This is a genomic window from Halobacillus sp., assembly GCF_049282395.1.
Taxonomy (GTDB): Bacteria; Bacillota; Bacilli; order Bacillales; family Halobacillaceae; genus Halobacillus.
Genome location: NZ_JBAPTY010000379.1, coordinates 32,823 through 45,429, shown reverse-complemented (window position 1 = coordinate 45,429; position 12,607 = coordinate 32,823). Strand labels below are relative to the sequence as shown.

Sequence of the window (12,607 nt, the reverse complement as noted above, 5' to 3'; positions counted from 1 at the left end):
GGATGAAGGGTTGAATACCCTAATGGATTTTCGGTACCAGCATCATTTCAAGGCGGCTCGTGGAGAAAATGGCATGAACCAGAAGCAACATGGTAAAAATGCTGATCCTCTAGTGGTCAGCGTTCCTCCGGGCACAACTGTAAAGGACGTGGACACAGATAAGGTCATTGCTGACTTAACTGAACATAAACAACGAGCCGTAATAGCAAAAGGCGGGAGAGGCGGCCGTGGCAATGCCAGGTTTGCTACAGCAAGAAATCCCGCACCAGAAATTGCTGAGAATGGTGAACCTGGTGAAGAACTTGATGTTGTCGTGGAATTAAAATTATTGGCTGACGTAGGGTTAGTAGGATTTCCTAGTGTAGGGAAGTCAACGTTCCTTTCTGTGGTAACTGCAGCAAAACCTAAAATTGCAGATTATCACTTTACAACTTTATCCCCCAATCTAGGGGTGGTGGAAAGTCAGGATCACCGCAGTTTTGTAATGGCGGACCTGCCTGGGCTGATTGAAGGCGCCCATGAAGGTGTCGGGCTTGGTCATCAGTTCTTGCGCCACGTAGAGCGAACACGGCTGCTGCTTCACGTCGTGGATATGTCGGGTGTGGAAGGACGCGATCCTTATGAAGATTATGTCACAATCAATAATGAACTATCTTCTTACGACAAGAGACTGGAAAATCGTCCTCAAATCATTGTAGCCAATAAGATGGATATGCCTGATTCTGAAGAGAACCTGAAGGCATTTAAAGAGCAGCTAGATGAAGGCGTTATGGTATTTCCTATATCTACAATAACTCGTGACGGGCTGGATGAGCTTCTTTATACAGTAGCTGATAAATTGGATCAAATACCGAAGCAGGAAGAATCTGTTGAAGAAGTCGATGAGCGAGTCGTTTATAAATTTGAAAAGGAAGAAGCTCCTTTCCAATTGACAAGAGCAGACGATGGAGCTTATGTATTATATGGTGAAAAGATTGAATCCTTATTTAGACGAACGGATTTCTCCAGGGATCAGTCCATTAACCGTTTTGCCAGACAAATGCGCAGTATGGGTGTGGATGATGCTTTAAGAGAACGGGGAGCAAAAGATGGGGATACAGTCAGAGTACTTGATTATGAATTCGAATTTGTAGATTAATGAGGGGAGAGGATTGGATGACGGATTATAACGAAAAATTTTATTTAGTCCGTAGCGACATTCTCCCTGAAGCCATGAAAAAAACCATAGAGGCTAAAGCGCTGTTAGAACGTGGTAAAGCTGAATCTATATTTGAAGCTGTTCAGCATGTAGGACTGTCCAGGAGTGCTTTTTATAAATATAGAGATGCAGTATTTCCTTTTCAGGCAATGGTAAAAGAGCAAATGATTACTCTTTTCTTTCATTTAGAAGACCGGGCGGGTACGTTATCCAATTTATTGCGTACGGTGGCACAGTCCGGGTGTAATGTTCTTACCATTCACCAGACGATTCCATTACAGGGAAAGGCGAATGTTACCTTGTCGCTTAACACGACTGGAATGGTTGGTACGATAGAACGGATGCTGCAGCAGCTTCATAAACTCGACTTTGTGGATCGAGTAGAAATTCTAAGTACGGGAGCTTAATTGGAGGGGAAGATATGGCGGAACAACGGATTGGATATTTAGGACCTAAAGGAACATTTACAAAAATGGCCGTCGATGGCTTGTTCGATGGTGGTACTTATATAGGATATGAAAGCATACCAGCCTGCCTGGATGCAGTGGAAAACGGTGAGGTAGATACGGGAGTCGTTCCCCTTGAAAACGCTATAGAGGGCTCTGTCCACTTGACCATAGATTATTTGGTTCATCAGGTGAATCAGTCCATTATTGCTGAATTGACAGTACCGATCAAACAGCATTTGCTTGTGCATCCAGATCATCATGACCATGACCTTAAGAAAATATACTCTCATAGTCATGCGATTGCTCAGTGTCATCAGTATTTGCACAAGAATTATCCGCAAGCAGATCTAGAATATACAGCTTCCACTGGAAGGGCTGCTGAAATTGTAGCGGATACAGGAACTGGAGCAGCAGCCATTGGAAATCATCTGGCTGCAGAAGAAAATGGGTTGAAGATTCTTGCTGAGAACATTCATGACTACGATAATAACCATACACGTTTCGCAGTCGTCCAAAAGAATCCGATGACATTAAAGGTAAAAGACCAATTCGTAACAAAACAGAAGACCACAGTAATGGTAACGCTGCCTAAAGACTATGTGGGGGCCCTTCACCAGGTCCTTGCAGCCTTCGCCTGGAGAAAGATGAACTTATCTAAAATCGAATCAAGACCAATGAAAACCGGGCTTGGCAACTACTTTTTCTTAATAGATGTTGATCAGCCGTATGACCAGATTCTCTTTCCTGGAGTGCAGGCTGAACTAGAAGCTTTAGGGTGTCAGTTAAAAATTCTTGGAACTTATCCAAGTTACCAATTAGATATTCCTTCTCCTATTCGGAGAGCTTAATTTATGCCTCGTCAAAATCTTGTCTATATCAAGGTTTTGGCGAGGTTCTTTTTAATATTCAAAAGAAATATAGGCTTTTTCATCAATCTTTTGGCTTGAACTGCATAGAGTGTTATGAAGCTATTATTGCCTTTTTAGTTTTTAGATTCACAGGAAGGGAGTTGCAATGGTGAGAATTCACATTGTGCAAAAAGGGGATACACTCTGGAAGATTGCCAAAAAGTATGGGGTAGATTTTGAAGAATTGAAATCAGTTAATACCCAGCTTTCTAATCCTGATATGATCATGCAGGGTATGAAGATTAAGGTTCCACAAGGCACGAAGCAAGTCAAGAAGGAAGCGCCTAAGCAGATGATGCCGAAGAAAGAAATGCCTTCCATGCCACCTTATAAAGACACATCACCTAAACCGATTCCTGTCATCAAAGAGGACGAGAAAAAGCCTGTCAAAAAAGGTGTTATGGATAAACCGATGATGCCTGTACAGCCTATTCAAATGAATATGCCGATTCAAATGCCAAGCATCGACCAGCAAATGCAAAATTATTACACGACTTTTCACTTACCTCAAATGCCAATGCCGCAAGCTCCTAAAGAAGATGAAATGCCTTCAGAGGAGTCGCCAAAGGAGGAGGGGAAATCACAGTATCAGGAGCCTGTTCAGCAGCCTTACTTCCAGCCGATGCAGCAACCAATGCAACAGCCGATGCAACAGCCGATACAGCAACCAATGCAACAGCCGATGCAGCAACCGATGCAGCAGCCAATGCAGCCGCCAATGCAGCCGCAACTGGTGCATACTGACTTTTATTGCTGCCCGCCTCATCCTGTAATGATGCCAGCTTATATGCCTATGCAGATGCCATCTCAGCATAACATGCCTATGTACCCTCACCAGCAAGGCTATATGGGAGAAGAATATGAGGAAAGTTCCTCACCTATGGTCCAGGGAGCTCAAGCAGGAGGGGACTGCGGATGCGGCGTGGATGGTGCTGGGGGGCCTCAGGACTGGTCTCCAGCAATGGGATATGGAGGTCAGCCTATGTATCCGGGTTATTACCATCATGGCTACCCGCATCATGGGTACCCTCAAGCCTATGGACCTATGCAATACCCAATGGGCGGTTGGGGTCCGCATCAGGGCGGAGGCCCATATGGAATGGGTCCGTACAGCATGCCACAATCGATGGGGAGTGGTTACCCGCAGGCTGGGCCAATGGGGCCGTATCAGGGTCCTTGGCGGGACGATGATGTAGATGAAAGTTGAGCATACAGAAGGCGATTCATATACGGATCGCCTTTTTCAATGGCTCTTGCAAGAAGAGAAATTACCAATTAGATTAGAGAAGGTAATTAAGCCTAAAGTTTATAAAGTTCTCTATAATGGTCAGCCTATGATATTAAAAGGATACAGGAGAGCGCAAACGTTAGAACAGCAGATCAGCTTCTTTCAGGATTGGAACTATGCCTCAATCGCAGCTGCTCGTCCTCTGCCTTTTCAAGGCAATATCTACACAAAAAGTAAGCTGGGGTGCGCGTGGGGGCTTTTTGAATGGGTCCAAGGTAAACATGCAGATTTTGACAATCATTATGACAGAGAAAAGGCTGTGCAAGTGCTGCATCAATTTCATCGCACTACCAAAGGGATTGCTACATTAGCTATCCCTCGAGATCCACTCTATATTAAATGGGAAAGACGTTTGGAGCAATTCGAGGAAACTCAGGATGTCTTTTCAGAGTACAGAAAAAGAAGTGTTTACCAAGAGCTTCGTTTAAACATGATCATCCAACTTGAACGCTTTTCCAATCATCCCTGGGGAGAAGTAGAAGAAAAGGCATGGGAAAATAACGAATGGCTGCACGGGGATGTCGCTCATCATAACTTTATAATTAATAATAAAAATGAGATCAAACTAATTGATTTTGATCTGTTGCACACCGGACCTCACCTATATGATCATATTCAATTGGGACAGCGGTTTCTTCCTTATCTGGAGAATCAACGAGCTTTGCTTCTTCAGTATTTCAAGCACACTCCGGACCCTGACATTTGGTTAAAAGGAGTATTGGTTCCTGCTGATATCCTCAGGGAGTGGCTTTACGGTTATAGGCGATGTCTCAGGGGAGAAGTATCTCTTTCCAAGCACATAAAGAAATTAGAGAAAGCATGGGAAAGCCGGAGGAAGTTTGTCCGATATGCTGAACATATGCTAAGATAAGGTATCATATGTGTGAGAGGATGAACAATCCGGTGGAACATAAAGTTAATGAATTAGTTACATGGTTACGAGAACAAGTGGAACAGGCAAATGTAGAAGGCTTACTGGTAGGAGTGAGTGGGGGAATTGACTCCGCGGTAGTCGCAAACTTAATTAAACGTGCATTCCCGAATCAATCTCTTGGAGTTATTATGCCTTGTAAAAGTCAAGGAAGCGACCAAGAACACGCTGAAGTAGTGACGAACGCATGTGGTTTATCCTGCATAACAGTAGATTTGACTGAAACTCATGAAGTTATGTTTAAAACAATCAAAAGCCAACTGAAAGCGGACGGAATCTTCGACGCAAACCAGGAAAAACTGGCAGACGCAAATTTACGTGCAAGGCTGCGTATGAGTACGTTATATACCATCGCTCAGAACCATAAATATTTAGTAGTAGGTACAGATAATGCTGCTGAATGGTACACCGGATATTTTACTAAATACGGGGATGGCGGAGTGGATCTCGTACCATTAGTTCACCTGCCGAAAGGTGAAGTGCGCGAGATGGCTGCTTATTTAGGCGTTCCTGATGAAATAATTAATAAACAGCCAAGTGCCGGTCTATGGGAAGGGCAGACCGATGAGAATGAAATGGGAACAAGTTATAATAAAATTGATGCCTTCCTGCGCGGGGAAGAAATTCCTGAAGAAGATAGAAAGATTATAGAGTCCATGCATAAAAAATCCGCTCATAAACGTAATCTTCCCCCTTCACCTCCTCAATAAGAGGTTGGGTAAAATTAACTGTTTAAAACATTCTCCTTAAACCATAGTAATGGTAAAAGGAGAATGTTTTTTTATGTGGAAATACTTTATGGTTCTAATGTTTACAGTTTTACTAACGGCTGGATGTGGTGCGCAGCCCGACGAAAAGGCTAAAGAAGAAACCACTTACTACGAACCCATCACCTATGGAGGGGACCCTGGTATCAAACGTAGAGGTCAGATTCCTACTGGAGAAGACAGCTGGTTCAAACGTACAGCAGAAGAAGAATTCCGTAACTCCAAATTTAAAGAGACCAACAGAGGGCATGATAATGCGTTTAACAACGAAGATTCTATGGCGATCATGAAGAAGGTTAATGAATTAGAAGAAGTCACAATGACCCAGGCTTTTACGGATGACAAGAAAGTTTATATAGCCGTGATGATTAATCCATATAACCGAAGAGATCAGTCCATTCCTAAGAAGGTTGAGGCAAAAGTCAAAGAAATCACAGATAAACCAATCGTTATTTATACCAATAATAATAATTGGGATCATATGAAGGATTTGAACGCCAGGTTGAAGGCTTCGAAGGCTCCAGCTCAACTAAAAAGTCAGATCAGAGAGTTCTTTCAGCAAAACCAGGACGGTAAGTAATTCGCTTTATTCTCACCGGGAAATTGTGGTATATTGATGAAGGAAAAGATTTGCTTTGGAGAGGAGAATGTCCATGGCTGGTCATTCAAAATGGAGTAATATAAAACGCCGAAAAGGTGCGCAAGACGCCAAACGGGGTAAGCTTTTTATGAAGCTGGCAAGAGAGATATTCATGGCTGCCAGGCAAGGCGGCGGGGATCCAGAGATGAATCCCAATCTCCGCTTAGCTGTAGATAAAGCTAAATCAAATAATATGCCGAATGAAAATATCGATCGTGCCATTAAGAAAGCAACAGGCGATCTTGAAGGGGTAAACTACGAAGAGTACACGTATGAAGGCTATGGTCCTGGCGGTGTAGCTGTTATGGTTAAAGTATTAACGGATAATAAAAACCGGACCGCAGCAGATGTGCGGCATGCCTTTAATAAAAACGATGGAAATCTTGGTGAAAATGGCTGCGTCTCCTTTATGTTTGACCGCAAAGGCTACTTAGTGGTTGATCGCGGGGAAACAGAGGTGGACGAAGAAGAGATGATGCTTGAGGTAATCGAGGCCGGAGCGGAGGAAATGGAAACAACAGAGGAGCAATTCGAAATTTATGCTGAACCTGAAACCTTTTCTGAAGTGAAGGCTTCGCTTGAAAAAAGCGGGTATTCATTTGTGACGAGTGAAGTTACGATGATTCCAGAAACGTACACACCTCTGGATGAAGAGGGCGTAGAAAAGATGCTTAAGTTAATTGATATGCTTGAGGATAATGATGATGTTCAAGAGGTATATCATAACTTAGACGCTGATGAAACCATCTTAGAGAAATTATCTTAATCGCTGTCTTTCTATCATAATAACTTCTGTTCCTGGACATACTAGGGGCAGAAGTTATTTTTTAGTTAGGGGGAACCTGCGATGAATCGATGGTTATGGATTATACCGGCCAGTTTAATTTTTGCAGGATGGCAATGGTTTGCTGCAGAAGAAGAAGTCTCTCTTAGAGCAGAGGATTTATCCTATCAACGAACGGTAATTAATAAAACAGAAGAAAACGCTGTGGAAACTCTAGTGAATCCGGAACCTTTAACGATAAAGGTGGTATTAAAGCAGCATTACCTGGATGGTGTAACGGAGACCATTCATAAGGAAGAAACAATATGGTCCATGGTGGATTTCTGGTCGGCTTATGAAGGATGGTCCATAGAATCTCAGGAGCTGGATCAGATCGTTTTCAAAAGACAAGTAAAAGATATCTCTCCATTGACTAAGCAACAGGGGTATTTCGGACTTACGGAAGATGGAGAGTTGGCAGTCTTTGAGGGGGCTCCCTCTGAAGGGAAGGTTATAGAATCCTTTAAGCCTATCCCTATAGAACCATTAGAGTCGAAGAGGAAGTCAGAATTGAAAGATGGCATTAAAATTAAGGATGCCTCTCATTTTGAGCAAGTCGTTAAGCAGTATGCTGGAGAAGAACAGCCGCTATGAATGGTCATAGACGGCTGTTTTATTTTTTTGTAAGTTGGGAGGCGCGATGATTTGTGAAGTAAGTCGATTAAATGTGGCTGAACACTGCAGGAATCTACATTCTTCTTCCGGTTCTGTCATGGGCGAACATGTGCTTGTGTGTTACAATAGAGAGTGCTAAGCAATACAGGTAAGAGAGGAATTCCAACTATGATTACTTATGTTAAAGGTCAATTAAGCTTAATTGAAGATGCGTCTATAACTCTTGAAACAGGTGGTATCGGTTATGAGATTCTATGTGCTAACCCTTACAACTTTCAAGATTGTTTGAACCGTGAAATTAAAGTTTATACATACCACTATATACGAGAAGATCAACAAACATTATTTGGCTTCAGGAAAAAAGAAGATAAACAGCTGTTCGCCCAGCTTTTAAATGTTTCCGGAATCGGTCCAAAGGGTGCTTTAGCTATACTTGGCACGGTGAGTGTACCTGAATTCGTCTCAGCTATTGAACAGGAAGACGATAAGTACTTAACTAAATTTCCTGGTGTCGGAAAAAAGACCGCCAGGCAGATGATATTGGACTTAAAAGGCAAATTGATTGTATGGCTGCCTGATGAGCAGAATGAAGATACAATTTTCTATCAAGAGGAACTGACTTCAAAAGAAAAAAGAGAGCGTATAGAAGATGCACTTGAAGCATTAAAGGCTTTGGGATATACAGAAAAAGAAATTAAATTGGCACGAACAGAACTTCAAAAAACCAGTGAAGGCAGTGTTGATGATTATGTAAGACAAGGGTTACAGCTACTGATGAAGTCATAACTGGAAGGGGGAACTAATGTGGAAGATCGAATGATTTCCGGCGAGTTGCAGGAAACAGATCAGGACATTGAACTTAGTTTGAGACCTGAAACGCTCAAACAGTATATTGGTCAGGACCAGACTAAACGAAATCTGCATATTTTTATTGAAGCAGCAAAGATGAGAGAGGAACCTCTGGACCATGCACTTCTCTACGGTCCTCCGGGGCTCGGGAAAACGACGCTTGCTTCTATTATTGCCAATGAAATGGGTGTGCAGTTCAGGACAACGGCTGGACCTGCCATTGAGAGGGCGGGAGATCTGGCCGCAATTTTATCTTCACTAGAACCTGGGGATGTTCTTTTTATAGATGAAATTCATCGATTACCAAGATCAGTAGAAGAAGTCCTGTACCCGGCCATGGAAGACTTTTGTCTGGATATTGTTGTAGGCAGCGGGCCCAGTGCGAGATCGATGCGCCTTGATCTCCCTCCCTTTACTCTGGTCGGAGCCACCACAAGGGCCGGTTTATTATCGGCGCCGCTTCGTGATCGGTTCGGAGTCCACAGCAGGTTGGAATATTACGAAACAGAGGCATTGTGCTCAATAGTAGAGAGGACAGCTGATATTTTTCATGTCGAAATTGATTTTAATGCTGCTGTTGAAATCGCCCGGCGTTCGAGAGGAACTCCTCGTATTGCCAACCGATTATTTAAACGGGTAAGGGATATAGCTCAGGTCAAAGGTGAATCCGTGATCTCTCTCGAAACGACACAAGAAGCGTTAGAGATGCTTCAAGTAGACGCTGAAGGCCTGGATTATATAGACCACAAGCTTTTAAAAGGCATTATGGATGGATTTCGAGGGGGGCCAGTGGGGCTTGATACTATTTCGGCTACAATTGGAGAAGAGTCTCAGACGATTGAAGATGTGTACGAGCCGTTTCTTCTTCAAATTGGATTTATACAAAGAACTCCGCGTGGACGTGTCGTAACACCTAAAGCATACGCTCACTTCCATAGGGAGGTGCCCGGAACTTGACTGGGTTCGGAAAAATATTTATTGTTATAGGGATTGTGTTTATCGTGATAGGACTATTATGGAGTTTTGTTGGCAGACTTCCAGGTGATTTGTCTTTTAAAAAAGGGAATACCACCTTTTATTTTCCAATTATGACGTCTATTGTTGCGAGTATTGTTCTATCACTTATATTTTATATTATTGGTAAAATACGCTAAGGAAGAATAGGGGATTTAAATGGATATTAAGCAGTATGATTTTGAGCTGCCCGAAGAGCTTATTGCTCAGGTACCGCTTCAGGATCGTTCTTCTTCACGTCTCATGGTTTGCGACCGGAGCGCTGAAACAATAGAACATTACCGTTTTTCAGATATTGAAAGGCTATTAAAGCCAGGCGACTGCCTCGTTTTAAATGATACACGCGTACTACCTGCCAGGCTATTTGGAGCAAAAGAAGACACGGGAGGAAAAGTAGAAGTTCTTCTCCTCCACCAGGATTCGAAAGACGAGTGGGATGTACTGATCAAACCTGCTAAAAAAGTAAAACCAGGTTCTCGTATCGTGTTTGGGGACGGACAGTTAATAGCTGAATGCACGGAGGTGCAGGAGCATGGAGGAAGAAAAGTCAGGTTCTCTTATGAAGGGATTTTTATGGAAGTGCTGGAATCCCTTGGTGAGATGCCGCTTCCCCCTTATATTAAGGAGCAGTTGTCGGACAGGGAACGTTACCAGACTGTATATGCGAAGGAAGAAGGTTCTGCAGCAGCACCTACTGCCGGACTTCATTTTACTAATGAACTACTTGAAAACCTTCAAGCTTCCGGTGTAACTATAGCCTATCTCACCCTTCATGTCGGACTTGGAACCTTTCGTCCTGTTAGTGTCGATAGGGTGGAAGACCACGATATGCATGCTGAGTTCTACCAAGTATCTCAAGAAACGGCTGACCAATTGAATCAGGTGAAAAACCAGGGAGGTCGAATTATCTCTGTAGGTACAACTTCCACAAGGACGCTGGAAACCATCATCCGTGATTACGGCACCTTTCAGGAAGCTAGCGGATGGACGGATATATTTATCTACCCACCCCAAAAGCTGAAAGCGATTGATGGACTGATTACGAATTTTCATTTGCCTAAATCCACGCTGATTATGCTGGTCAGTGCCTTTGCAGGTCGTGATTTTGTTCTGGAAGCGTATGCTAGAGCTGTGGAGAATAAGTATCGATTCTTCAGCTTTGGAGATGCGATGCTGATTATTTAGTTAGATTATTGCTTGAAGTGGAGAAAGGAAAGAAATAATGGCAATCACATATGAATTAATAAAAACATGTAAACAAACCGGGGCGCGTCTCGGCAAAGTCCATACACCTCACGGATCATTTGAAACTCCAATGTTCATGCCGGTAGGTACGCTTGCAACGGTAAAAACGATGAGTCCCGAGGAACTCGAGCAAATGGGAGCTCCAATTATACTTTCTAACACGTATCATCTGTGGCTGCGTCCCGGGGAAGATATCGTTGAAGAAGCAGGAGGTCTCCATTCTTTCATGAACTGGAATGGATCCATCCTTACAGATTCAGGAGGATTTCAAGTATTCAGCTTAAGTGACTTGAGACAGATTGAAGAAGAAGGCGTTCACTTCCGTAACCATATCAGCGGAGAGAAGTTATTTCTCTCACCTGAGAAAGCCATGCACATCCAAAATTCACTTGGTGCTGATATTATGATGGCGTTTGATGAGTGTCCTCCTTACCCGGCCGAGCATGATTATATGAAAAAGTCAGTGGAGCGGACTAGCCGTTGGGCTGAACGATGCCTGGAAGGCCATCAGAGACCTCATGATCAGGGGCTGTTTGGGATTATCCAAGGAGGAGAATATGAAGATTTGCGCCGGCAAAGCGCAAGAGATCTTACTTCAATGGATTTCCCGGGTTATGCTATTGGAGGACTTTCCGTTGGTGAGCCAAAAGATGTTATGAACCGGGTGCTTGATTTTACTGCTCCTCTTCTGCCTGATGAAAAACCACGCTATTTAATGGGGGTAGGCTCACCCGATTCACTAATTGATGGCAGCATGCGGGGCATAGATATGTTTGATTGTGTACTGCCTACTCGGATCGCACGGAACGGAACATGTATGACTTCTAATGGACGTCTGGTGGTCCGCAACGCTAAGTTTGCCCGTGATTTTCGTCCCATTGATGAAAATTGTGACTGTCACACATGCCGCAATTACAGCCGCGCTTACATCAGACATCTGGTTAAATCAAGTGAAACATTCGGCTTTAGATTAACTACTTATCATAACCTTTATTTTCTGTTAAAATTAATGAGGCAAGTGCGTGAAGCCATTAAAGAAGATCGACTCGGAGACTTTAGAGAAGAATTCTTTGAACAATATGGTTTCAATAAACCAAATGCGAAGAACTTTTAGAAGGGGGGAAATTAAATGGATACATTAGTCGGTTTATTACCAATTATTCTAATGTTTGTCATTTTCTATTTCCTATTAATTCGTCCGCAGCAAAAGAAACAGAAAAAAGTACAACAAATGCAGGCGGACTTGCAAAAAGGCGATAGAATCATCACAATCGGAGGTCTCCATGGTACGGTCCATGCTATAGATGAAGGATCTCTAGTTGTTACGGTACAGGATGGAACGCAAATGAAATTCGATCGTTCATCTGTTCGTGAGAAACTAAATCAGGACTAATGATTACAATCCCGCTGTATTTGCAGCGGGATTTCTCATGTTCAATTATCTTTTTGCCGTTCGTCTTGGCAAATTGACCCCAATCATTCCTCCGAGCCAGGCTGCTAGAACCAATCCTCCGAAATAACTGAGCTGCGGCAGAGATATAAATTGATTCTCAAAAATGATTTGGAATAAAGCCATAGCCGCCACGAAAATAAGACCTGTCATAACCCCGGAAAGCCATCCTTTCTGCTCACCTTTGTAAGCAGCCATCATTCCACCAAATGCTAAAATGCTCAAACCGGTGATCAGAGCTGCTTGATTGAGGGTTTGATATTCCATAGATGTAAAACGAAGGAAAAGAGCCAATACAGCCGCGGAAATAATCATGAGCAGAAGAATAGAGCCGATTCCATATCCAAGGACGCCCTGCGTAAATTTTTTCATAAAATAAATCCCCCTTCTTAAGCTTGTCATTAACACTATATGCATGTTTAAGCCTTAG

Annotated in this window: 16 protein-coding genes; 15 read left to right on the top strand and 1 reads right to left on the bottom strand. The window is 43.0% G+C overall.

Annotated features, from left to right (window positions below):
- The 15 genes from obgE to yajC all read left to right on the top strand — a co-directional run.
- A partial coding sequence (obgE, locus tag WAM07_RS15905) for a GTPase ObgE (protein ID WP_422168397.1) occupies nt 1–1,138 on the top strand: 1,138 nt, incomplete at its 5' end.
- Nucleotides 1,139–1,155: 17 nt separating this feature from the next.
- Complete coding sequence (locus WAM07_RS15900; RefSeq protein ID WP_224892893.1) at nt 1,156–1,605, top strand: ACT domain-containing protein; 450 nt, start codon at nt 1,156–1,158, stop codon at nt 1,603–1,605.
- 14 nt (nt 1,606–1,619) lie between these two features.
- Complete coding sequence (pheA, locus tag WAM07_RS15895; RefSeq protein ID WP_014643886.1) at nt 1,620–2,495, top strand: prephenate dehydratase; 876 nt, start codon at nt 1,620–1,622, stop codon at nt 2,493–2,495.
- Between the two features lie 166 nt (nt 2,496–2,661).
- Nucleotides 2,662–3,762: a SafA/ExsA family spore coat assembly protein gene (gene safA, locus WAM07_RS15890; RefSeq protein ID WP_422168394.1), complete on the top strand. Its 1,101-nt coding sequence runs from the start codon at nt 2,662–2,664 to the stop codon at nt 3,760–3,762.
- Nucleotides 3,752–4,714 carry a phosphotransferase gene (locus tag WAM07_RS15885; RefSeq protein ID WP_422168392.1) on the top strand — a complete coding sequence of 321 codons (963 nt, stop codon included), beginning with the start codon at nt 3,752–3,754 and terminating at the stop codon, nt 4,712–4,714. The genes safA and WAM07_RS15885 overlap by 11 nt, the downstream gene beginning before the upstream one ends.
- 32 nt (nt 4,715–4,746) lie before the next feature.
- Nucleotides 4,747–5,484 carry an NAD(+) synthase gene (nadE, locus tag WAM07_RS15880; RefSeq protein WP_422168390.1) on the top strand — a complete coding sequence of 246 codons (738 nt, stop codon included), beginning with the start codon at nt 4,747–4,749 and terminating at the stop codon, nt 5,482–5,484.
- Between the two features lie 73 nt (nt 5,485–5,557).
- Entirely contained in the window at nt 5,558–6,121 is a 564-nt protein-coding gene (locus WAM07_RS15875) for a YhcN/YlaJ family sporulation lipoprotein (protein ID WP_422168388.1), read from the top strand.
- 73 nt (nt 6,122–6,194) lie between these two features.
- Nucleotides 6,195–6,947 (top strand): YebC/PmpR family DNA-binding transcriptional regulator, encoded by a 753-nt coding sequence (locus tag WAM07_RS15870; protein ID WP_422168386.1) that lies wholly within the window; start codon nt 6,195–6,197, stop codon nt 6,945–6,947.
- An 81-nt stretch (nt 6,948–7,028) separates the two neighbouring features.
- Nucleotides 7,029–7,598, top strand: coding sequence for a BofC C-terminal domain-containing protein (locus WAM07_RS15865; RefSeq protein ID WP_422168384.1), 570 nt, complete (start codon nt 7,029–7,031; stop codon nt 7,596–7,598).
- Between the two features lie 189 nt (nt 7,599–7,787).
- Nucleotides 7,788–8,405: a Holliday junction branch migration protein RuvA gene (ruvA, locus tag WAM07_RS15860; RefSeq protein WP_422168382.1), complete on the top strand. Its 618-nt coding sequence runs from the start codon at nt 7,788–7,790 to the stop codon at nt 8,403–8,405.
- An 18-nt stretch (nt 8,406–8,423) separates the two neighbouring features.
- Nucleotides 8,424–9,425 carry a Holliday junction branch migration DNA helicase RuvB gene (gene ruvB / locus WAM07_RS15855; RefSeq protein WP_014643878.1) on the top strand — a complete coding sequence of 334 codons (1,002 nt, stop codon included), beginning with the start codon at nt 8,424–8,426 and terminating at the stop codon, nt 9,423–9,425.
- Nucleotides 9,422–9,622 carry a DUF2905 domain-containing protein gene (locus WAM07_RS15850; RefSeq protein WP_014643877.1) on the top strand — a complete coding sequence of 67 codons (201 nt, stop codon included), beginning with the start codon at nt 9,422–9,424 and terminating at the stop codon, nt 9,620–9,622. The genes ruvB and WAM07_RS15850 overlap by 4 nt, the downstream gene beginning before the upstream one ends.
- A 19-nt stretch (nt 9,623–9,641) precedes the next feature.
- Nucleotides 9,642–10,667 (top strand): tRNA preQ1(34) S-adenosylmethionine ribosyltransferase-isomerase QueA, encoded by a 1,026-nt coding sequence (gene queA, locus WAM07_RS15845; protein WP_422168381.1) that lies wholly within the window; start codon nt 9,642–9,644, stop codon nt 10,665–10,667.
- A gap of 37 nt (nt 10,668–10,704) precedes the next feature.
- Nucleotides 10,705–11,841, top strand: a complete 1,137-nt coding sequence (gene tgt / locus WAM07_RS15840) for a tRNA guanosine(34) transglycosylase Tgt (RefSeq protein ID WP_014643875.1) — start codon at nt 10,705–10,707, stop codon at nt 11,839–11,841.
- Between the two features lie 15 nt (nt 11,842–11,856).
- Nucleotides 11,857–12,120 carry a preprotein translocase subunit YajC gene (gene yajC, locus WAM07_RS15835; RefSeq protein ID WP_014643874.1) on the top strand — a complete coding sequence of 88 codons (264 nt, stop codon included), beginning with the start codon at nt 11,857–11,859 and terminating at the stop codon, nt 12,118–12,120.
- A 45-nt stretch (nt 12,121–12,165) separates the two neighbouring features.
- Here yajC and WAM07_RS15830 read toward each other — a convergent pair whose 3' ends face one another.
- A complete protein-coding gene (locus tag WAM07_RS15830) occupies nt 12,166–12,549 on the bottom strand; it encodes a TIGR04086 family membrane protein (RefSeq protein WP_014643873.1) in 384 nt (127 codons plus the stop codon).
- Nucleotides 12,550–12,607: the final 58 nt, after the last annotated feature.

Coding starts and splice junctions, on each gene's coding strand:
- ruvA (WP_422168382.1), top strand. CDS start 7,788: ATGATTACTTATGTTAAAGGTCAATTAAGCTTAATTGAAGATGCGTCT.
- pheA (WP_014643886.1), top strand. CDS start 1,620: ATGGCGGAACAACGGATTGGATATTTAGGACCTAAAGGAACATTTACA.
- yajC (WP_014643874.1), top strand. CDS start 11,857: ATGGATACATTAGTCGGTTTATTACCAATTATTCTAATGTTTGTCATT.
- WAM07_RS15865 (WP_422168384.1), top strand. CDS start 7,029: ATGAATCGATGGTTATGGATTATACCGGCCAGTTTAATTTTTGCAGGA.
- WAM07_RS15870 (WP_422168386.1), top strand. CDS start 6,195: ATGGCTGGTCATTCAAAATGGAGTAATATAAAACGCCGAAAAGGTGCG.
- WAM07_RS15875 (WP_422168388.1), top strand. CDS start 5,558: ATGTGGAAATACTTTATGGTTCTAATGTTTACAGTTTTACTAACGGCT.
- tgt (WP_014643875.1), top strand. CDS start 10,705: ATGGCAATCACATATGAATTAATAAAAACATGTAAACAAACCGGGGCG.
- queA (WP_422168381.1), top strand. CDS start 9,642: ATGGATATTAAGCAGTATGATTTTGAGCTGCCCGAAGAGCTTATTGCT.
- WAM07_RS15900 (WP_224892893.1), top strand. CDS start 1,156: ATGACGGATTATAACGAAAAATTTTATTTAGTCCGTAGCGACATTCTC.
- WAM07_RS15830 (WP_014643873.1), bottom strand. CDS start 12,549: ATGAAAAAATTTACGCAGGGCGTCCTTGGATATGGAATCGGCTCTATT.
- WAM07_RS15885 (WP_422168392.1), top strand. CDS start 3,752: ATGAAAGTTGAGCATACAGAAGGCGATTCATATACGGATCGCCTTTTT.
- safA (WP_422168394.1), top strand. CDS start 2,662: ATGGTGAGAATTCACATTGTGCAAAAAGGGGATACACTCTGGAAGATT.